At 63.1% G+C, this 21,048-nt stretch carries 18 protein-coding genes and 1 tRNA gene; 9 read left to right on the forward strand and 10 right to left on the reverse strand.

Annotated features, from left to right (window positions below):
• Positions 1-54 precede the first annotated feature (54 nt).
• Positions 55-726: a lipopolysaccharide kinase InaA family protein gene (locus tag P7A97_RS02740; protein ID WP_277688408.1), complete on the forward strand. Its 672-nt coding sequence runs from the start codon at positions 55-57 to the stop codon at positions 724-726.
• Positions 726-962 (forward strand): hypothetical protein, encoded by a 237-nt coding sequence (locus P7A97_RS02745; protein ID WP_277688409.1) that lies wholly within the window; start codon positions 726-728, stop codon positions 960-962. The genes P7A97_RS02740 and P7A97_RS02745 overlap by 1 nt, the downstream gene beginning before the upstream one ends.
• 57 nt (positions 963-1,019) lie before the next feature.
• Here P7A97_RS02745 and P7A97_RS02750 read toward each other — a convergent pair whose 3' ends face one another.
• From P7A97_RS02750 to P7A97_RS02780, 7 genes are all read right to left on the reverse strand, one after another.
• Positions 1,020-4,067, reverse strand: a complete 3,048-nt coding sequence (locus P7A97_RS02750) for a multidrug efflux RND transporter permease subunit (protein WP_277688410.1) — start codon at positions 4,065-4,067, stop codon at positions 1,020-1,022.
• Positions 4,068-4,148: 81 nt separating this feature from the next.
• Positions 4,149-5,282 carry an efflux RND transporter periplasmic adaptor subunit gene (locus tag P7A97_RS02755; RefSeq protein WP_277688411.1) on the reverse strand — a complete coding sequence of 378 codons (1,134 nt, stop codon included), beginning with the start codon at positions 5,280-5,282 and terminating at the stop codon, positions 4,149-4,151.
• Between the two features lie 200 nt (positions 5,283-5,482).
• Positions 5,483-7,108 carry a methyl-accepting chemotaxis protein gene (locus P7A97_RS02760; RefSeq protein ID WP_277688412.1) on the reverse strand — a complete coding sequence of 542 codons (1,626 nt, stop codon included), beginning with the start codon at positions 7,106-7,108 and terminating at the stop codon, positions 5,483-5,485.
• A gap of 280 nt (positions 7,109-7,388) precedes the next feature.
• Positions 7,389-8,483, reverse strand: coding sequence for a DUF1513 domain-containing protein (locus P7A97_RS02765; protein WP_277688413.1), 1,095 nt, complete (start codon positions 8,481-8,483; stop codon positions 7,389-7,391).
• Positions 8,484-9,545 carry an imelysin family protein gene (locus tag P7A97_RS02770; protein WP_277688414.1) on the reverse strand — a complete coding sequence of 354 codons (1,062 nt, stop codon included), beginning with the start codon at positions 9,543-9,545 and terminating at the stop codon, positions 8,484-8,486.
• Between the two features lie 10 nt (positions 9,546-9,555).
• A complete protein-coding gene (locus tag P7A97_RS02775; RefSeq protein ID WP_277688415.1) occupies positions 9,556-10,968 on the reverse strand; it encodes a di-heme oxidoredictase family protein in 1,413 nt (470 codons plus the stop codon).
• A 230-nt stretch (positions 10,969-11,198) separates the two neighbouring features.
• Entirely contained in the window at positions 11,199-12,533 is a 1,335-nt protein-coding gene (locus P7A97_RS02780) for an imelysin family protein (protein ID WP_277688416.1), read from the reverse strand.
• Positions 12,534-12,693: 160 nt separating this feature from the next.
• Between P7A97_RS02780 and P7A97_RS02785 the strand changes: the two genes are divergently transcribed.
• Positions 12,694-13,266: a LemA family protein gene (locus tag P7A97_RS02785; RefSeq protein ID WP_277688417.1), complete on the forward strand. Its 573-nt coding sequence runs from the start codon at positions 12,694-12,696 to the stop codon at positions 13,264-13,266.
• 28 nt (positions 13,267-13,294) lie between these two features.
• A complete protein-coding gene (locus P7A97_RS02790; RefSeq protein WP_277688418.1) occupies positions 13,295-14,176 on the forward strand; it encodes a GIDE domain-containing protein in 882 nt (293 codons plus the stop codon).
• Between the two features lie 4 nt (positions 14,177-14,180).
• Here P7A97_RS02790 and P7A97_RS02795 read toward each other — a convergent pair whose 3' ends face one another.
• The 3 genes from P7A97_RS02795 to P7A97_RS02805 all read right to left on the reverse strand — a co-directional run bounded on the left by P7A97_RS02795 (position 14,181) and on the right by P7A97_RS02805 (position 15,335).
• Positions 14,181-14,678 carry an RDD family protein gene (locus P7A97_RS02795; RefSeq protein WP_277688419.1) on the reverse strand — a complete coding sequence of 166 codons (498 nt, stop codon included), beginning with the start codon at positions 14,676-14,678 and terminating at the stop codon, positions 14,181-14,183.
• A gap of 107 nt (positions 14,679-14,785) precedes the next feature.
• Positions 14,786-14,998 carry a cold-shock protein gene (locus P7A97_RS02800; protein WP_044406025.1) on the reverse strand — a complete coding sequence of 71 codons (213 nt, stop codon included), beginning with the start codon at positions 14,996-14,998 and terminating at the stop codon, positions 14,786-14,788.
• Between the two features lie 252 nt (positions 14,999-15,250).
• Positions 15,251-15,335 (reverse strand) — tRNA-Leu (locus tag P7A97_RS02805).
• Between the two features lie 108 nt (positions 15,336-15,443).
• Here P7A97_RS02805 and queA point away from each other — a divergent pair.
• From queA to secF, 5 genes are all read left to right on the forward strand, one after another.
• On the forward strand, positions 15,444-16,499 hold the full coding sequence (gene queA, locus P7A97_RS02810; protein WP_277688420.1) for a tRNA preQ1(34) S-adenosylmethionine ribosyltransferase-isomerase QueA: 1,056 nt from the start codon (positions 15,444-15,446) through the stop codon (positions 16,497-16,499).
• A gap of 5 nt (positions 16,500-16,504) precedes the next feature.
• Positions 16,505-17,644, forward strand: coding sequence for a tRNA guanosine(34) transglycosylase Tgt (tgt, locus tag P7A97_RS02815; protein ID WP_277688740.1), 1,140 nt, complete (start codon positions 16,505-16,507; stop codon positions 17,642-17,644).
• Positions 17,645-17,742: 98 nt separating this feature from the next.
• On the forward strand, positions 17,743-18,084 hold the full coding sequence (gene yajC / locus P7A97_RS02820; RefSeq protein ID WP_277688421.1) for a preprotein translocase subunit YajC: 342 nt from the start codon (positions 17,743-17,745) through the stop codon (positions 18,082-18,084).
• 60 nt (positions 18,085-18,144) lie between these two features.
• The gene (secD, locus tag P7A97_RS02825) at positions 18,145-20,013 is read left to right on the forward strand and encodes a protein translocase subunit SecD (protein ID WP_277688422.1); all 1,869 of its coding nucleotides are present in this window, start codon (positions 18,145-18,147) and stop codon (positions 20,011-20,013) included.
• Positions 20,014-20,026: 13 nt separating this feature from the next.
• Positions 20,027-20,932, forward strand: coding sequence for a protein translocase subunit SecF (secF, locus tag P7A97_RS02830; protein ID WP_277688423.1), 906 nt, complete (start codon positions 20,027-20,029; stop codon positions 20,930-20,932).
• Positions 20,933-21,048: the final 116 nt, after the last annotated feature.

The following is a 21,048-nucleotide window of genomic DNA, read 5'->3' on the forward strand; positions in this document are numbered from 1 at the left end:
TGACCGGGAGCAGAAGCAAGGTATACCCAGTCGGGTTATAGAGCGGAGAAACAGATGAATCTAGCGGGCCAGTTCGAGCAGTGGTGGCAGCGTCAAGGCGATTGGGTGGAGGAGCCCAATCGCAGGCGTGGCGGGGAGAGCGGCGTGCAGCGTCTGCAGCAGGAAGACGGCAGCGTCTATTACGCCAAGCGCCAGGTGGGGCATATCTACCGCAGCTTGCGCCATCCGTTCGGTTGCCCGACCGTGCTGCGTGAGCGCAAGGCCCTGCTCGCACTCGATCGACATGGCGTGCGTGTGCCGCAGATCGTCTATTGCGGTACCGAGCGCAGTGTCGAGGGATGGCGCGGCTTGCTGATCAGTGCCGAACTCGAAGGCTTTCAGGATATCGAGAGCTGGTATGCCGCGGGTGGCCGTGAGCAGATCGATCCTGCTCGGCATAACCAGCTGTTGCGACACATTGGTGCGATGCTGGCTCGCATGAACTTGGCCCGCTGGCAGCATGGTTGCCTGTACGCCAAGCATGTGTTCGTGAAAGTGGCCGACGACGCGCTGGATGTGGCGCTGCTCGATCTGGAGAAGAGCCGCCGCCGCTGGACTCGCCGGGCAGCGGCGCGTCACGACCTGCGTCAGTTACGGCGCCATTCGTCGTGGAGTGCGGTGGAGTGGCAGCAGGTGGTCTACGGTTACGAACAGGTGTTTGGCAGCACTATCAAGAGGTTACTGTGATGAAGCTAGAAATCGCTCGAGGTTTGTTCCTCGTAGGCGCGCTCAGCGTTACCGCGCTGGCCGCCGCAGCCTGGCAGGAGCCGGCCCCGCGCGTACTGGATGACAAGCACTGTGCCGAGCAAGCCTGTCCGGCGGTCTCTACCCATCATGCCGGTTTTACCCCGGTCGAGGCCGACAGCGACAACCTGCTGCTGTTGATGTTCGGTCTGAATCAGGCCATGAAAGGCGAGCAGTAGAACAACGGATGGAGCAACAAAAAGCCCCGCAGATGCGGGGCTTTTTGTTCTTCGGCGTCAGTGCGCGGGCGCTGTGGCCGGCGCCTGGTCCGGCTTGGCCAGCAGGGTGTAGACACAGGGCAGCACGAACAGGGTGAACAGCGTGCCGACACTCATACCGGTGGCAATCACCAGGCCGATGTCGAAGCGGCTCACCGCGCCGGCACCGCTGGCGAGGATCAGCGGCACCATGCCGAAGACCATGGCCGCCGTGGTCATCAGCACCGGGCGCAGGCGGATAGAGGCAGCTTCCTCGATCGCTTCGCGGATGCTCATGCCCTTGTCGCGGCGCAGCTGGTTGGCGAACTCGACGATCAGGATGCCGTGCTTGCTGATCAGGCCGATCAGCGTCACCAGACCCACCTGGGTGTAGATGTTCATGCTGGAGAAGCCGAGGAAGATCGGGATCAGCGCGCCGCAGATCGACAGCGGCACGGTGACCAGGATCACCAGTGGGTCGCGGAAGCTCTCGAACTGCGCCGCCAGCACCAGGAAGATGATGGCTAGGGCCAGGCCGAAGGTGACGTACAGCGCGCTGCCCTCCTGCACGTACTGGCGGGTGGCGCCGGCATAGTCGAAGGTGAAGCCGCGCGGTGCTTCCTCGCGGGCGATCTGGGCGATGGTCTCGGCCGCTTCACCCATGCTGACGATCGGCACGCCCTCGACAATGGCCGAGTTGAGCTGCTGGAACTGTTTGAGCTTGGTCGGCCGGGCGCGGTCACTGACGCTGATCAGCGTGCCCAGCGGCACCATCTGTCCGCTTTCACTTTTGACGTAATAGTTGCTCAGCCAGCCCGGATTGTCGCGGTAGGCGCGCTCGACCTGGGCGATCACCTTGTAGCTGCGCCCGTCGATGGTGAAGCGGTTAATCTCGCCCTCGCCGAGCAGAATCGCCAGGGTGGCGCCCAGGTCCTGCATGGATACGCCCATCTGCGCCGCCTTGGCGCGGTCGATATCGACCACCACTTCGGGCTTGTCGAAGGCCAGGTCGACGTTGAGGAAGGCAAACTTGCCGGATTCCATGGCGCGCGTCTTGATCCGCTCGGCGACTTGCAGCAGTGATTCGTAGTCGTTCGGCGTGTTGACCACGAACTGGAATGGCAGGCCCTCACCGGTGCCGGGCAGGGCCGGCAGGTTAAAGCCGAAGATCTGCAGGCCGGGGATGTCGTTGAGGCGTTCCTGAACGATGGGCAGCAGTTCCATCTGCGTGCGCTCACGCTCGCTCCAGGGCTGCAGCAGGAAACCGCCGATACCGGACTGTACGCCACTAAAACCGTTGATCTGGAACGACGAGTAGTACTCGGGGAACTCTTTGAAGATGTCCACGAACTGATCGGTGTAGGCGTTCAGGTAGTTGAGGTTGGTCGGCTGTGGCGCGTTGGTGAACAGGAACACGATGCCCTGGTCTTCGTCCGGCGCCAGTTCGTTCTTGCTGAAACTGAGCAGTACCGGGATCAGGCACATGACAATCACCCCGAACACCAGTACCACCGGACGGGTTTCCAGGGTGCCGTGCAATGCCTTCTGATAGCGCCGCTTGAGCTTGTCGAAGAGCAGGTCGAGCTTGTGTGCCAGGCCCGTGGGGTTCTCCTCGTGACGCAGCAGGCGCGAGCACATCATCGGCGACAGGGTCAGGGCAACGATGCCGGAGATGATCACCGCGCCGGCCAGGGTCAGGGCGAACTCCTTGAACAGCGCACCGGTCAGGCCCTCGAGGAAGCCGATGGGGGCGTACACCGCGGCCAGGGTGATGGTCATCGACACCACCGGGATGGCGATCTCGCGGGCGCCTTCGATGGCCGCGTCGAACGGTGTCTTGCCTTCCTCGATATGGCGGTGAATGTTCTCCACCACCACGATGGCGTCGTCCACCACCAGGCCGATGGCCAGCACCATGGCCAGCAGGGTCAGCAGGTTGATCGAGTAGCCCATCAGCTGCATGAAGAACAGCACGCCGATCATCGACAGCGGGATGGTGATGACCGGGATCAGCACTGAGCGGAAGGCACCGAGGAACAGGAACACCACGACGACGACGATCAGCACCGCCTCGCCCAGGGTTTTGATCACTTCCTCGATGGAGGCGCGGATGAACTCGGTGGCGTCGTAGGCGATGGAGACTTTCAGGTTGGGCGGCAGCTGGGCTTCCAGTTCCGGCAGGGCGGCGCGCACATGCTTGATCACGTCCAGCGGGTTGGCGCTGGGTGTGCCCTTGATCGCGATGTAGACGGAGGGGATGCCGTCGAAGGAGCTGATCGAGTCGTAGTTGGCCGCGCCCATTTCCACCCGGGCGATGTCGCGCACCAACACGCGGCTGTCGCCGTCAGTCTTTACCGGAATGGCGGCGAAAGCCTCGGCCGACTTGAGGTCGGTGCTGGCATTGATACTGGTGACCACGTACTGGCCCTTCACTTCGCCGGCGGCGGCGAGGAAGTTATAGCGCTGCACGGCGTTGGTCACGTCCACGGCGCTAATGCCGTAGGCAGCCATCTTCACCGGGTCCAGCCACAGGCGCATGGCGAACACCTGGTTGCCGAGAATCTCGGCCTCGGCCATGCCGGGCAGGGTGGCCAGCTTGGGTTGGATGACGCGGGACAGATAGTCGGTAATCTGCGGGTTGGACAACTCGTCACTGTAGAAACTGACGTACATCAGTGCCGAGGCATCGGCCGCTTCCTTGGACAGCACCGGGTCTTCGGCGTCCTGCGGCAGCTGGTTCTTCACCTCGTTGGCCTTGGCCAGCAGCTCGGTGAACAGGCGGTCGCTGTCGGCGCCGATGCGCGCGTAGATGGAGATCACCGAGAGGTTCTGCTGGCTCGACGAGGTCATGTAGTCGATGCCCTCGGCGCTGGCCAGGCTCTGCTGCAGCGGCTGGGTGATGTAGCCCTGGATGGTTTCGGCGTTGGCGCCGGGGTAGGCGGTGCTGACCGTGATCAGGGCGTTTTCCATCTGCGGGTACTGGCGGATCACCAGTTTGCTGAAGGCCTGCAGGCCCAGCAGGATGATCAGCAGGCTGACCACGGTCGCCAGCACCGGGCGACGGATAAAGGGATCTGTAAAGGCCATAACGATTTCCTTGGCTGCCGCGGGGCGGCCTGTGCATCAGCGAATGGAGCCCGTCAAATTGCCGGCGGGCTCTCGCGGCGATTACTCGGGCTTGCTGGCCAGCGCCGGGTCGTCGACCACCTTGATATGGGCGCCGTTGTCCAGTTTGAGCTGGCCGGCGGTGACGACCTGCTCGCCAGCCTTGAGGCCCTTGAGGACCAGCACCTGGCCATCGCGGCGCTCGCCGGTCTCGACGAAGCGGCGCTCGACGCTCAGCTGTACCTGGCCCTGCTCGTCCTTCACCACCTGACCTTGCTCATCCTTCTGTTCGCCGATCACGTAGACCGAGTTGCCGTAGAGGGTGTAGGTGATGGCGGTTTCCGGGACCAGCACCTGTGGTGTGCTGCCCGGCAGCAGCACTTCCAGGTTGGCGAACATGCCCGGCAGCAGCTTGTTGTCCGGGTTCGGTAGCATGGCGCGTACCTGCACGTTGCGGGTGGTTTCCTCGACCTTGGGGTTGAGTGCGTTGACTTCGCCCTCGAACACCTCGCCCGGATACGCCGCCACGCGGATGCGCACTTTCTGACCGATGGCCAGTAAGGGGTAGTCCTGTTCGGGCAGGAAGAAGTCGACGTACAGCTTGGACAAATCCTGCAGGGTGGCGAAGGGGTTGCCGGGGCTCAGGTAGTCGCCGGTGTCTACCTGGCGAATGCCGATGGTGCCGGCGAAAGGGGCGACGATGCGTTTCTTGTCCAGTTCGGCCTTGAGCTGGGTGACGCTGGCCTCGGCCTTGAGCAGCTCGGCGTTGAGCCGGTCGAACTCGCTCTTGGAAATGGCCTGGCGCTTGATCAGGTCCTGGCCGCGCTGATACTCGACCCGCGCAAGAGCACGCACCGCTTCGGCGGTGGTGAGGATGGCCTGCTCGACCTTGCTGTCCAGCTGCAGCAGCGGCTGGCCCAGGCTGACGCTCTCGCCGGACTGGAACAGTACCGATTCGACCGTGCCTACGACTTCGGCAGTCAGATCGATGCCCTGAAAGGCCTTGAGCGTGCCGATGGCCGGCAGGCGTTTCTGCCAGGGCTGCTCTTCGGCAATCGCGGCAGACACGCTGATGGCCGGCTGCGGGGCCGAGAACATCTGGATCTGCTGATAGATGGAGAAGCCTTTGTAGGCGGCGAGGGCGAGTACCACGAGGACGACTACGCCCAGCATGATCAGCATGCGGCGGAGCAACATATTCCGGTTCCTTGGCAGGGCAATTGGGGGCCTGGGAATAGGCGAAGCGGGCACGTTAGTACCGCCTGACGATCAAGTCAAAAAAACCCATGTGCAAAAGGTTTCTAGTGCGCATTTTTGCGACGACTTGTTGCGCGAAAAGCGCCAATGGCTGCATTTTCTGCAGCCATTGTGCTTGCCCTGCCTGGCCTTGCGCCTGCTCAGGAACCCAGGCGGCGGGTGACTTCGTTGAGCTCGCCGGACAGGCCGCGCAGGTTCTGGCTGGCGGCCTGGGTGCGCTCGACGTTTTCCTGGTTGGAACTGGCGATGGCGGTGATCTCGGTGAGGTTGCGCGAGATGTCTTCGGCCACTGACGTCTGTTCCTCGGCGGCGGTGGCGATCTGCCGGTTCATGTCGCGGATGGCCTCGACCGCGCCGGTGATGCGTTCAAGCATGGCGCCGGCCTCGGTGACCTGGGTCACGCCTTCCTCGCTGCGGTTCTGCCCGCTCTCGATGGCGCGCACGGCGTTCAGCGCGCCGGTCTGCACGGTGTCGATGATCTGGTTGATCTCGGCGGTGGATTCAGCGGTGCGCTGTGCCAGGTGGCGCACCTCGTCGGCGACCACGGCGAAGCCGCGGCCCTGCTCGCCGGCACGGGCGGCCTCGATGGCGGCGTTGAGCGCCAGCAGGTTGGTTTGCTCGGCGATGCCACGGATCACTTCCAGCACCTTGCCGATGCGCCCGCTGTCGGCTTCCAGGCGGCGGATCACCTCGGCGGTGCTGGCGATCTCGCTGCGCATGCCGGTGATGGTCTGGATGGTCGATTCCATGACCTTGCCACCCTGGCGTGCCGAGTGGTCGGCATCGTCCGCGGCATGTGCGGCCTCGGCGGCGTGGCGCGCCACTTCCTGGGCCGTGGCGGACATCTCGTGCATGGCGGTGGCGACCTGATCGGTACGCTCGAACTGTTCGTTGATGCCCAGGGTCATGCGCGTGGCGATCTGATTCAGTTCGCCGCTGGCGTTGTCCAGGTTGCCGGTGCTGTGGCGCAGGCTGTCGGTGGTGCTGGCGAGGAAGTCGCGCAGGGTGTTGGCGGCCCGGGCCAGCATGCCCAGTTCGTCCTGGCGTTTGACTTCGACACGCTGGTCGAAGCGGCCGTGACTGAGCTGGTCGACATGGCTGATCAGGTGGCGGATCGGGATGATCAGGTTGTTATTGACCAGCCACAGGCTGAACAGGCCGATCACCGTGGCGGCAGCCAGCATGATCAGGGTGCCGAGGGTAATGGTGCGTTCGGCGCTGCTGTTGATCTGTGCGGCTTGCTCCAGGCTCTGGCTGCGCAGTTGGTCGACCAGGGCGCTCATCTGCTCGCTGGTGGCGCGGTCGATGCCCTTGACCGCGGCATCGCCGGCCTTGGCATCGCCGTTGGCGGCGACGAAGGCATCACGACCTTTGCGGTAGTTGGCGCCGAGGGTCTGGTGCTCGCTGCGCAGGCGCTCGACCTGGCTTTTCAGCAGGGCATTCTCGCCGGCCAGGCTGGCCAGTTCGCCGAGGGTGTCCTGAACCTTGCGCTCCTGGGCCTCGAACTGCGCCCAGTATTTCTTCAGGTTCTCGCTGTCCTGGCCGCGTAGCAGGACGTTCTTCCATTCCTGCACCTGGATCTTGAATTCGACGTTGGCGACATCGATCAGGCGCGCGGCCTGCAGCGGGCCATCGAGCAGGCCACGATAGTCGCGCATACCGCTGGACAGGAAGCTGAAGCAGGCCAGGGCAGTGATCAGGATCAGCGCCAGGCTGCCGCCGAGCAGGGTGAGGATCTGCGCGCGCAGAGATTTCTGCAGAAACATGGGGGAACGCCTCTTCGAGGAGTAATGGCACCCGGCACTCGGGTGAGTGCCGGAACTGCGGATGTCCCTATCAGGCGGTGCTGGGGCGCCGGCGTGCAGCTGGCCCGCCGGGATGGCTCACGGGCGAGAGCAACACTCACCTCAGTATAGGTCGGCCGCGCCGGGATGGCCTTTAGCCGCCCGTGCGCTCAGACGCCTGGGCACAGCCCCGTGGGCTGTGCAGGGGGCGGCATCTTGCCTGGCCTTGATAACACTTATGTTGCAGATGTGTGTCGCGGGTTCAGGCCAGACGCAAGTGGTTGTCCCACAGCCCGGCGGGTAGCTCCAGCGCCTCGGCGACGATCTGCTCGCCATGGCAGTGGTACAGGCGACAGCGGCCCTGGCCGGAGGTGACGACGAAACCGTCGGCCACCGCGCCGACGCCGGCACAGTCCGGCAGCGGTACGTCGAGCAACAGTTCGGTGCTGTCCAGGTTCCAGATGAAGAAGCGGCTGCCACGCGGCGCGGTCAGCGCCAGCAGGCGCAGGTCGTCATGGATGGCCAGGCTGGCGGTGTACTGGCTCATCGCCGCGCGCTGCGCTTCGCCCAGGGGGAAGGGCTGGAACGGCTGGCCGGGGCGCTTGATCGCCAGCAGCGGCACCTTGTCCAGCGGCTCGCCTTCATACTGCTGGCCGGATACCACGGTGCCGTCGGCGGCCACGGCCAGGTGGCGCACGCTGTTCATCTGTTCGGGTAGCTGCTCCTTGCTGATCAGGCGCCCGTCGCGGTGCATCAGTACCAGGCTCGGTTCCATGGCATCGAGGTTCATCATTACCCGGCTGTCGGCCTCGGTGCGAATGCCGCCATTGGCCACCACCAGCGCTTCGCCACCGGGCAGCCAGAGCAATTGGTGCGGGCCGATGCCGTGCGTGCTGTGCTCGTCGGTACGTTGCAGCTGGTTGTTGCGCAGGTGGTAGACGCCGAGTACGCCACGGCCCGGTTCGGCGGTGTTGTTCTCGGTGGCGTAGAACCAGTCGCCGCTCTTGTGGAAGACGCCATGGCCATAGAAATGGCGCTCGGCGGGCGAAGCGAGGGTCTGTAGCAAGCGGCCGTCGCGGGTATCGATCAAGTAGCTCTCGCGACTTGGCCGGCGGCCGACGAACACCGCCAGGGGCAGGTGCGGGTGCGGCACCACATCATGGCAACGCTCGCTCACCCGGGTAGCGAAGACCTTGCTGCCGTCCAGGCGGTAGCCCACGGCGTAATGGTTGCCGTCGGCATCATCACGGGCCGACAGCAGCATGGTGTGTGTGCCTCGGCCGATCAGTTGCCAGCCGCCCAGTGCGCCACCGGTCAGGGCCAGACTGCCGAGCCCCAGGAAAGCTCTGCGCTTCATTCAGTCACCATCGTGAGCATTGAAGCCCAGTTGGATGCCGAGCACCTTGGCCAGCTCGCTCTCGTGCAGGCGATGCAGGGTGTTCAGGTTGTCGTAGAAGGCATTCAGCTCGCTGCGGCCGATTTCGTCGGCCAGCAGTTCGCCGAGCGGACGTTGCAGGGCCGCCAGCTGCTGGCGGGTAGCGCTGTACTGCTGGTCGATGCGCCTGGCCAGCTCGACCTGGTCGTCGGCGAGCAGGGCGCGCACGCCATCCTGATTGGCCCCCAGCCAGATACGCTCGGCGCTGCTCAGGGTGGCCGCGAGGCTGGCCAGGCTGGCGCTGCTGCGCCAGAACTCGGCCTGATAAGGCTGCGGTACGCCTTTGCTCTGACGGCCGAGGGCGGTGCCGAGCTTTTTCTTCAGGCCGTCGATGGCACTGACCTGGGCGCGCAGCAGCTCGGCCATGGCTTCGGGCGCTTCGGCGTAGCGGGCGTTGGGGAATTCGCTGAGCTGGGCGCGCATGCCGCCTTCGGCCTGCCACTGCTGGAGGATGCCGCCGGACAGCTGCACCTGATGCTCGCCGATGGCGGTCAGCAGCGGGCAATAGCGGCTCTTCTGCGCAGCGTCGGACAGATCGACACCTGCATCGAAAAGTACGTATTCATAGGCAGTGAGGCCCTGGACCACGACGCTGGCTTTTTCCACATCCGCCTGGCTCAGCTGCGGTTTGCCTTTGAGCAGCGCCTCGACCTGACGCTGCACCAGGTTCTTCTTGTCTGGCCAGAACTGCACCTGCCAGGCGCGGTTGCCCTCGGCCAGCGGGCCGACCAGTAGCGGTTGCAGGGCGGCCCAGCTGCTGACGTCGGCGAGAAAGGCCTGCTGCGCCGCGCCCAGGTCCTGGCTGCCGTCGCAGTAGGCCTTGGCGCTGTCAGCCAGTTGCTGGCTCGACTGCTGCCAGGCGCTGTAGGCCGGCAGCATGACGCCTTCGGCCAGGGCGGCGCTGACGCGTTGCTGGGGATCGGGCTGGCTGCAGGCGCTGAGGCCGAGCGCAAGCAGCGCGATGGCGAAGGGCGAGCGGATCATGCCGGTCTCCTTACAGGGAGTTGAGGAAGGCCAGCAGCGCGTCGCGCTCGCTGGCATCGAAGTCGAGGATGGCCTGTTTGGCGCTTTCCGCCTCACCACCGTGCCAGAGAATGGCTTCCAGCAGGTTGCGTGCACGGCCGTCATGCAGGAACTGGGTGTGGCCGTTGACCGTTTCAGTCAGGCCGATCCCCCACAGCGGCGCGGTGCGCCATTGGCGGCCGCTGGCGAGGAATTCCGGACGGTTGTCGGCCAAGCCTTCGCCCATATCGTGCAACAGCATATCGGTATAGGGGCGGATGGTCTGTTCGGCCAGCTCCGGCTCGGCCGCATCGGCGGCAGTGACGAAGCTGGGGGTGTGGCATTGCTGGCAGCCGGCGTCCATGAACAGCTGCTTGCCGCGGCGGACTTCCAGATCGTCCACATTGCGCCGGGCCGGCACGGCCAGGTTGCGGCTGTAGAACAGCACTGCGGCGAGGATGTTGTCGCTGACTTCCGGGCTGCCGCCATCAGGCGTGCTGCGGCAGAGGGCTTGCGCCTCGCTGCAATCGTCGCGCGGCAGCAGGTTGGTGGTCAGGCCCATGTCGCCAGCGAAGGCGTGGGCATTTTGCTGGTTGAGGCTGGGTTGGCCGGCCTTCCAGCCGAAGCGGCCGAGTACGGTTTCACCGCGAGCGTCGTCCCAGACCCGGTTGGCCATGCCGCGAATGCCGTCACCATTGCGATCATCCGGATCGGCATTGGCCAGAATGGCGCTCTCGGGAATCGCCTCCAGCAGCCCCAGGCCGATCATCGGTGGTGCGACGCGGGCGGAGAACAGGGTGTCGGCCTGCATTGCGCCGTAACCAAGGTTGCTGATCTGCAGTTGCGGCTTGCGCAGTTCGACCTGGGTGCCATCGGCAAAGTGCACCGTCACCGGCTGGTAGCTGAAACGCACCTTGCCTTCGGGGGCATGGCCGGGGTTGCTCATGTCCTGCAACTGGCCGCCGTACACCGGCTCGGGCACCACGCCCAGGCGCTGGCGCAGGGCGGCGTGGGCTGGCGAGTCGTCACCGGGGATCGACAGGCGCACCAGTAGCGAGGCGGCGCTGACGGCGTCGGCTGCTGGCGGGTGGCCGCGGCCGTCCTTGATATGGCAGTTCTGGCAGGCGTTGGTGTTGAACAGCGGGCCGAGACCATCGCGCGCGGTGGTGGTGGACGGGGCGATGACCCAGGGGTTGCGGAAGAAGCTGTTGCCCACGCTGAAGTCCAGGCGCCGTGATGGGGCGAGGTTGGCGGAGGGCAGGGAGAAGGCATTGTGGTCAGCCTGGCGCACCGTGGTGCTGCCCCCGGAAAGTGCCTCGCCGGGCTCGGCGGGCGGCGGTGTGCGCTCGCAGGCTGCCAGGGCGAAAACCAGCGGCAGAAGGCAGAGACGCAACGGGGAGGGCATTGGCAGGAACCAGGGCAATCGAACAGGCGGGCAATCTTAGCAGGCTAATGGATATCAAATAAGAGCAATTAGCGTTTGTGTCTCGGCCAGATTGTCGCGGGTACAAGACAGTGCCGAGAGCAATTCTTAACGTCGCACAGCGACGGCTCTATGGGGGCGCCAGGAATGGCAGGCCATAAAAAAACGGATGCGCCTTGTGGGCGCATCCGTCCTGGACAGCTCTGCGGGTATCAGAACTGGTGATCGGCGGTGTCCGGGTTGAGGTCGCTGATGCCCAGCGCCGCGGAGGCCTTCTCGATGGCCGCGGTCTGCTTGACCAGGGCGGCGATGGCATCACGAACCTTCTGCTGGCTTTCGGTGTTGCCGGCGGCAATCAGTTGGTCGAAGTGCACGTTATCCTTCTCGGCGCTGTCGACCAGTACCTGCAGCTTGGCCTCGGTATCGGCGAGGTCGGCCTTGAGGGTGGTGTCGGTCGCGGCGTCGGTCTTGGCCACCAGCGAGGACAGGCTCGGGCCGGTCAGGGTGGTGCCGTCGACCTTCTTGTACTCGCCCAGGTAGACGTTGCGGATGCCTTTGCCGTTGTAGAAGTGCGAGTTGTGGGTGTTGTCGCTGAAGCAGTCGTGCTCGTCTTCGGTGGAGTTGGCTTCCAGCGCGACTTTCATGCGCTCGCCAGCCAGTTCGCCGAGCGATAGGCTGCCCATGCCGAACAGCATCTTGCGCAGGCCGTTCTCGGCCGACTCGGCTTCCAGGGTGGCGCGGTAGTTGCCGGCAACACCGGCTTTCCACTGTTCGACCATGCTGTCGAGGTCGGCGACCAGCAGGTCGGTAGCGGCTTTCAGGTAGGCGCGGCGACGCTCGTTGTGCTCGCCAGTGGCGCCTTCGCCGGTCAGGTAGTCAGTGTAGGGGCGCTCGCCGGCGCCGGCAGCGGTGCCATGCAGATCCTGGCCCCAGAGCAGGAATTCGATCGCGTGGTAGCCGGTGGCGACGTTGGCTTCGGAACCGCCCAGTTCGTTCAGCTCGGCCAGTTTCTCTCCGGTAATCTCGCTGACGTCGACCTTGTCTTCACCGACCTGGATCTCGGTGTTGGCGATGATGTTGGCGCTGGCGCCCGGGTTGCCCAGGGCGTGCTGGTAGTCCTTGGCCACGTAGTCGATCAGGCCTTCGTCCAGTGGCCAGGCGTTCAGCTGGCCTTCCCAGTCGTCGACCACGGCATTACCGAAGCGGAATACTTCGGTCTGCATGTAGGGCACTCGAGCAGCCAGCCAGGCCTGCTTAGCGGCGTTCAGGGTCTCTGCGCTGGGGTTGGCCAGCAGGGCGTCGACGGCGGCCTGCAGCTGCTTACCGGTGCTGGCGGCATCGCTGAACACGGCCAGGGCCAGGTCGGCGTAGTGAGTGACAACCGCTTTGGCTTCGGCATCCGCGACTTTAGCCGGCGCGGCGGCACCGGCGGCTGCGGCTGGAGCAGCCGCCTGCGAAGCGGCGGCCTCTTTCTGGTCGTCACCGCAGCCGGCGAGAGAAATGGCGAGTGCCAGCAAGCTGGCGGTAGCCAGGGGCATGCGAGTCATAGCGGAGTCCTTTGCTTTCTAGTGTTGGAAGGCGTGAAACAAACGGCAGCAATGATGCGAAAGATTTGCATTAAATGCAAAGACGTTTTCCGTTTGGCACTGCGCTGGACGCCTGTGCTGCGCTCGTTAGAATGCCGTCAGTCCACATGGAGTGCCTGGCATGAGTCTCTCGCTCGTAGCGGTTGTTGTCGTACTGTTTCTGCTCGCCGCCTGGGCGGTGAGTCTCTACAACGGGCTGGTGCGTCTGAAGCACGGTGTGAGCAAGGCCTGGTCGAATATCGACGTGCTACTCAAGCAGCGTCACGACGAGCTACCCAAGCTGGTGGAAACCTGCAAGCAATACATGCAGCACGAGCGCACCACCCTGGAGCGGGTAATTGCGGCGCGCAGTGCCGTCGCCAGTGCCCGCGAGCAGCACGATGTGGGCGCTCTGGGCAGAGCCGAGAGCGGTCTGCGTGCCGGGCTCGGGCAGCTGTTTGCCCTGGCCGAGAACTACCCGGAACTGAAAGCCAACGAAAGCTTCCAGCATCTGCAGCAGCGCATCTCCGGCCTGGAGAATGCGATCGCTGACCGCCGTGAGCTGTACAACGAGGCGGTCAACCTGAACAACGTGCGCATCGAGCAGTTTCCCGACGTGATTCTGGCGCGCATGTTCGCCTTCAAGGCGGCTGAGCTGCTGCAGTTCAGCGATGCAGAAAAGGCCGACGTCGACCTCAAGTCGCTGTTCAACTGAGATGGATGTGGCGGGGCTGGCCATCAGCATGGCCTTCAGTGTCGGCGCCTGTGCCGGCGGCGGCTGGTGGTTCGTCAAGCGCGTTTCGGAAGCGCGCTTTCTGCTCAATACCCCGACCTCGAAGATCCGCTCTGCGGCCCAGGGCTACGTCGAGCTGTACGGCGTGCTGCATGCGCTGGAGGGTGGCGAGGTCGAGGCACCGTTGAGCGGCACGCCTTGCCTATGGTGGCGATTCAAGATCGAGGAGTATGACAGCAACGGCAAGCGGCGCTCCTGGAGGGTGGTGGAACGCGGCACCAGCGAGGCATGGCTGCGGCTGAAGGACGGTACCGGCGAGTGCCTGATCAACCCGGCCGGTGCCGAGGTGCGGGTCAGTACGCGCCAGGTCTGGCGTGGCAGCGAGCGGCATCCGCGTGGCCTGAGCGGGCGCGGCAGCCTGCTCGGTCGTCTGTTCTCGGCGGGGAGCGAATATCGCTACACCGAGGAGCGTCTGCATGCAGGGCAGCCGCTCTATGCCATCGGCGACTTCCGCACCAAGGGGGGTAGCGAGGCCTTCGACTTGACCCTGGCCCAGGGCGCCGTGGTGCGAGAGTGGAAGAGCGACTTCGCCGGGTTGCTGCAGCGTTTCGACAGCAATGGCGATGGCCGGTTGGACCCGGCCGAGTGGGAGCGTATGCGTCAGTCGGCTCGCGTCGAAGCGCAACGCCGCCAGCAGGCGCGAGGTGAAGCGCCGGTGCACCACCAGCTGCGCCGGCCTGGGGAGGCTTACCCCTTCATTCTCTCCACGCGGGGGGAAGACGAGTTGGCAAGGGGTTTCTACTGGCAGGCGGCTGGCGGTGCGTTGCTGTGCGTGGCCGGGGCGCTGGCTACTGCCTGGCTAATGAGTAACGTGCTGCTGCCGGAGCTATAGCCGATTAGGTCTTCTTGTGAATGCCTTTGGGCAGTTGCACCACGAGGCTGTCCGAGTAGATGTCGTGCCAGCTGCGTTTTTTTCTGTCCCACAGCACCCAGAAGAAGCCCAGACCCAGGAACAGCCAGGAACCGATGGCCACGACGAAGCGCAGCAGTGCTTGCCACAGGCTAATGGCCGAGCCGTCGGCGTTCTGAATGCGCAAGCCCCACACCTGCATGCCCAGCGTCTGGCCGTTATGGGTCCAGAACTTGGCGAAGAAGGCGAATAGCGTCATTACCAACAGGGTTGAGAGCAGTGGGTCACCGTCCAGGGCGCCGGCATCGGACATCTGACGAAGCTGTTCCTGGCCGTAGATGCCCATTTGCACCACTTTGTAGAGCAGGGTGGTGACCATCAGCAGGGCGACGGACAGCAGGAAGTCATAGAACATTGCGGCGAGGCGTCGGATCAGGCCGGCGCTGGGGAAATCGCCTTGCGGGCGCAGCATGTGCTTGGGCATGTGGGGCTCGGCAGCAGGAAAACTGCGCAGGATTGTACGGGGTCAAAACGGCAGGCACAAAAAAGCCCCTGATGTTGCCATCAGGGGCTTTTTCGCAGCTGAAGCGATTAGGCCAGAACCTGAACCTTATCAGCTTGCATGCCTTTCTGGCCTTGCACGGCTTCGAAGGTGACCTTCTGGCCTTCTTTCAGGCTACGGAAGCCCGAACCTTCGATAGCGCGGAAGTGCACGAACAGATCCGGACCGCTCTCGGGGGTGATGAAGCCGAAGCCCTTCTCGTCGTTGAACCATTTGACGGTGCCGGTTTGACGATTCGACATTGTCTTATTTCCTTGAAACTAGAGTTGATGACAGCCTCTTGTGCTTCTGGCACGAGAGGGCTGGAACTGGTTGCAGAGAGTAAGAGAAGTCGAGCGGGATGTAGCGGATCTAGGATCTACTGCACCAGGTCACGATTCAAGGCGACCCATGCAAACACAGTTGGCCAACTCTACGCTAACTCAAACGCGTTTGCCAACCCTCTTGGAAAGGCTGATTCCAGAGGTCTGCAGGGGGTAAAGGAGGGAATATCGTGGTGCCCCGGGAGAGACTCGAACTCTCACTTCTTTCGAAAACGGATTTTGAATCCGCCGCGTCTACCGATTCCGCCACCGAGGCACGATGGGCGCGCAGTATAGGGAGGCGAATAGAGGCGGTCAATCGGCCCGAATGGCCAGATGGGGTTGCTTTCCGGTAAGCTCTTCGCCCCCGCGAGACTGACTGACCATGCGTGTTGCCGACTTTCATTTTGACCTTCCCGATGCCCTGATCGCCCGCCATCCGCTGGCTGAGCGAAGGGGCAGTCGCCTGCTGGTGCTCGATGGCGCCAGCGGTGCCCTAGCCCATCGTGTGTTTCCTGATCTGCTCGATTACCTGCAGCCCGGCGATCTCATGGTGTTCAACAACACCCGAGTGATTCCTGCGCGGCTGTTCGGCCAGAAAGCTTCGGGCGGCAAGCTGGAAATGCTTATCGAGCGGGTGCTGGATGAATATCGCGTTCTGGCGCATGTGCGTGCCAGCAAAGCGCCCAAGCCGGGCACCTTGATTCAGGTGGAAGGCGGCGGCGAAGCCGAGATGCTGCAGCGCCATGATTCTCTATTCGAGCTGCGCTTCGCCGAACCGGTACTGCCGTTGCTGGATCGAGTGGGGCACATGCCGTTGCCGCCCTATATCGATCGCCCCGACGAAGCTGCTGACCGCGAGCGCTACCAGACGGTCTACTCCGATCGTGACAAGGCGGGTGCCGTGGCGGCGCCTACGGCAGGACTGCACTTCGACGAAGCGCTGTTGGCGGCGATTCGGGACAAGGGTGTCGAGGCGGCGTTTGTGACCTTGCACGTCGGCGCCGGTACGTTCCAGCCCGTCAGGGTCGAGCGCATCGAGGAACACCACATGCACCGCGAATGGCTGCAGGTCGAGCAGGCCGTGGTCGATGCCGTGGTGGCCTGTCGTGCCCGTGGTGGGCGGGTGGTCGCGGTAGGTACTACCAGCGTGCGCTCGCTGGAGAGTGCGGCGCGTGATGGTGAGCTCAAGGCGTTCAGCGGCGATACCGACATCTTTCTCTATCCGGGCAAACCCTTCCATGTGGTCGATGCCCTGGTGACCAACTTCCATCTGCCGGAGTCGACCTTGCTGATGCTGGTTTCGGCTTTTGCTGGCTATCCGGAAACTATGGCCGCCTATGCGGAGGCGGTGCGCGAGCAGTACCGCTTCTTCAGCTATGGCGATGCCATGTTCATTACCCGTAATCCCGCCCCGCGTGGCCCCGAGGAAACCCCATGAGCCATATGTCCTTCGAGTTGCTGACCACCGACGGACGTGCTCGCCGTGGTCGACTGACTTTCCCGCGTGGCGTGGTGGAGACCCCGGCGTTCATGCCGGTGGGTACTTATGGCACGGTCAAGGGCATGTTGCCGCGCGATGTCGAGGACATCGGTGCGCAGATCATCCTGGGCAACACCTTCCACCTGTGGCTGCGCCCGGGCACCGAGGTGATCAAGCGTCATGGCGATCTGCACGATTTCATGCAGTGGCAGGGACCGATCCTCACCGATTCCGGCGGTTTCCAGGTGTTCAGCCTGGGCGCCATGCGCAAGATCAAGGAAGAGGGCGTCTACTTCTCCTCGCCTGTGGACGGCGCCAAGGTGTTCATGGGGCCGGAAGAGTCCATGCAGGTCCAGCGCGATCTCGGCTCGGACATCGTGATGATCTTCGATGAGTGCACGCCTTATCCGGCCGATTTCGAGGTGGCCAAGCGCTCCATGGAGCTGTCGCTGCGCTGGGCCAAGCGTTCGAAGAACGCTCATGAGGGCAATCCATCGGCGCTGTTTGGCATCGTTCAGGGTGGCATGCACGAGGAGTTACGCTTGCGCTCGCTGGAGGGGCTGATGGAGATCGGCTTCGACGGCCTGGCCATCGGCGGTCTATCCGTGGGCGAACCCAAGGAAGAGATGATCCGCGTGCTGGATTTTCTGCCGCCACACATGCCGGCGGACAAGCCCCGCTATCTGATGGGGGTTGGCAAGCCGGAAGATCTGGTCGAGGGTGTGCGTCGCGGTGTGGACATGTTCGATTGCGTGATGCCGACGCGTAACGCGCGCAATGGCCACCTGTTCACGGACACAGGTGTGATCAAGATCCGCAACGCGGTGCACAAGCACGACAACTCGCCGTTGGATCCCGCGTGCGACTGTTACACCTGCAAACACTTCTCCCGTGCCTATCTACATCACCTGGATAAATGCGGTGAAATGCTGGGTAGCATGCTTAATACGATCCACAACTTGCGCCATTATCAGCGCCTGATGGCTGGTTTGCGCGAGGCTATTCAACAGGGTAAATTGGCCGACTTCGTCGATGCCTTCTATGCCAAGCGCGGCCAATCAACGCCGCCTCTCGAGCCCTTAGTTGCATCCGCATTGAAATAGGCTGGGCGGCACCCCATTAAGTGTCGACCTAGCCCGCCGGCCGCGTGCGGGTGCAGATAATAAATAGTTCGATTCCCGACCTTTGATAGGAGTGTTCCATGAGCTTTCTGATTCCCGCCGCTTACGCCGATGCCGCCGCTCCGGCAGCTGCCGCTGGTCCTGCTGGTAGTGGCTTCGAGTGGGTGTTTCTGATCGGCTTTCTGGTCATCTTCTATCTGATGATCTGGCGTCCGCAGGCCAAGCGCGCCAAAGAGCATAAGAATCTGCTCGGTAGCCTGCAGAAGGGTGACGAGGTTGTGACCAGCGGCGGTATTGCCGGCAAGGTCACCAAGGTAGCCGACGATTTCGTGGTGATCGAGGTGTCCGACAACGTCGAACTGAAGTTCCAGAAGCAGGCCATCGCGGCCACTCTGCCGAAAGGCACGCTGAAAGCCATCTAACGATTCTTTGTTCACCACTACGGGGCGCTTCTAGCGCCCCGTGTCATAACGGGCGGCGTCATGCTCAATAAATTTCCCCTGTGGAAGTACCTGCTGATCCTGGCTGTGCTGGTGATCGGCTTCATCTATTCCGCACCCAATCTTTATCCGGACGATCCGGCCATCCAGTTCAGTGGCGTCAGTACCGCAACCGAGATCAGCCGGGGCGATATCGACCGTGTCAGTCAGGCGCTGGAAACAGCGGGCATTGCGGTGAAGGCGGCCGACCTGACCAAGGAGGGCAAGGGTGCCTTGCTGCGCCTGGTCAAGCAGGACGATCAGCTGCCAGCCAAGGAGTTGGCGCGCAAGGTCCTGGGCGACGACTACGTAGTGGCGCTCAATCTCGCGCCCACCACTCCGGACTGGTTGCGTAACCTGGGTGCTGGCCCGATGAAGCTGGGTCTGGACCTATCCGGCGGTGTGCATTTCCTGCTCGAAGTGGATATGGACAAGGCGCTGGATGCTCGCCTCAAGGTCTACGAGAGCGAGGTCAAGAGTCTGCTGCGTAAGGAGCGCGTGCGCTACCGTAGTTTGCCGGCGCAGGACACTGCTTTCCTCCTCGGCTTTGCCGACAGCGAGCAGCTGGAGCAGGCGCAGAGCCTGATTCGCAAGAGCTTCAATGATTTCGAGTTGACCAGTGAAGAGCGCAATGGTCAGCAGGTGCTGCGCCTGGCGATGACGCAGGCCAAGCTGGCCGAGATACGCGAGTACTCGATCAAGCAGAACCTGACCACCGTGCGCAACCGGGTCAACGAGCTGGGCGTGGCCGAGCCGCTGGTGCAGCGCCAGGGTGCCAACCGCATCGTGGTCGAGCTGCCGGGTGTGCAGGACACCGCCGAGGCCAAGCGTATTCTCGGCAAGACCGCCAACCTGGAATTCCGTCTGCAGGCTGATGTTGACGCTTCGCGTGCCTCGACCGAGTCCTTCGAGTTCCGTGAGTCGGGCCGTCCGCCGGTGGATCTGGAGCGCAGTCTGATCATCACCGGTGATCAGGTGACCGATGCCCAGGCCAGCTTCGACGAGAACGGTCGTCCGCAGGTCAATATTCGTCTTGATGGCCATGGCGGCGATCTGATGAATCGTGCCACCCGCAACAATGTCGGGCGCAGCATGGCGGTGATCTTCATCGAGCAGAAACCGCTGACCCGCTATGTCAAGCAGGTGGTCGACGGCGTCGAAAAGGAAGTGCCGGTTCAGACCTTCAAGGAAGAGAAGAAGATCATCAGCCTGGCGACCATTCAGTCGCCGCTGGGGAGCCAGTTCCGCATTACCGGTCTGAACGGTCAGGGTGAGTCTTCCGAGCTGGCGCTGCTGCTGCGGGCTGGCGGTCTGGCGGCGCCGATGTACTTTGCCGAAGAGCGCACCATTGGCCCGAGCCTGGGTGCCGACAACATCGCCAAGGGTATCGACGCGTCGCTTTGGGGCATGCTCTTCGTGTCGCTGTTCATCATCGCCATCTACCGCTTCTTTGGCATTTTGGCGACCTTTGCTCTGGGGCTGAACATGGTGGTGCTGCTGGCGCTGATGTCGGCGCTCGGCGCGACGCTGACGCTGCCCGGTATCGCCGGTATCGTGTTGACCATGGGTATGGCCGTGGACGCCAACGTGCTGATCTTCTCGCGTATCCGCGAAGAGATCGCCAACGGCATGTCGGTGGCGCGGGCCATTCACGAGGGCTTCGATCGGGCCTTCTCGGCGATCATCGACGGTAACCTGACCACGCTTTTGGTCGGTGGCATCCTGTTCGCCATGGGGACCGGCCCGGTCAAGGGCTTCGCCGTGACCATGTCGCTCGGCATCATCACCTCGATGTTCACCGCTATCTTCGTGACCCGTGCCATGGTCAACCTGATCTTCGGTGGTCGTGACTTCAAGAAGCTGTGGATCTAAGGGGCGTGTTGCGATGAAACGTGTAATCAATTTCATGGGCATTCGCCACGTGGCGTTTGCCGTGACTGTGCTGCTCACCCTGATCTCGCTCGGTAGCCTGGCGGTCAAGGGGCTCAATTTCGGCCTGGACTTCACTGGTGGTGCGCTGATCGAGCTGTCCTACGAGCAGCCGGCCGATCTGGCCAAGGTGCGTAGCCAGCTGGCGGAAGTAGGCTACGGCAGTGCTGTGGTGCAACATTTCGGTGCCACTACCGATGTGGTCGTGCGCCTGCAGGGCGATGACCCGCAACTGGGCAGCAAACTGGCGGCTGATCTGGCCAAGGTCAGTGGCGAGACTTTCAGTGTCAAGCGTGTGGAGTTCGTCGGGCCGGCTGTGGGGGAAGAGCTGCGTGACCAGGGTGGCCTGGGCATGCTCCTCGCGTTGGGCGGAATCCTTGTGTACGTGGCATTTCGTTTCCAGTGGAAGTTCGGTTTTGGTGCCATCGTGTCGCTGATTCACGACGTGATCGTGACGCTCGGGGTGTTCTCCTTCTTCGAGATTCCCTTCGACCTCACGGTGCTGGCGGCTGTCTTGGCGCTGATCGGCTACTCGCTGAACGATACGATTGTGGTCTTCGACCGTATTCGCGAGAACTTCCGCGTGCTGCGCAAGGCGGAGCTGATCGAGAACATCAACATTTCGACCACTCAGACCCTGCTGCGGACCTTGGCGACGTCGGTTTCCACCTTGCTGGCGATAATTGCGTTGATGGTCTTCGGTGGTGAAAACCTGTGGGGCTTCTCGCTGGCGCTGTTTATTGGTGTGACTGCGGGTACCTACTCGTCGGTGTATATCGCCAGCACGCTGCTTGTTTGGCTGAAACTGACCCGTGATGATCTGATTCCTCCGGTAGTCGAAGAGGTTGACGAGCGTCCTTGAGGCGCGCCACTGAGCAAGGCCCGGCATATGCCGGGCCTTGTCGTTTCTGGCCTGTGAAGGTTGTCCCATTTATCGGTGTCGATTTGCCTTTCGTGGAACTCGCGCCAGGCTTTAGC

This window comes from Pseudomonas sp. GOM6, from assembly GCF_029537485.1.
In the GTDB taxonomy this organism is placed as follows: domain Bacteria; phylum Pseudomonadota; class Gammaproteobacteria; order Pseudomonadales; family Pseudomonadaceae; genus Aquipseudomonas.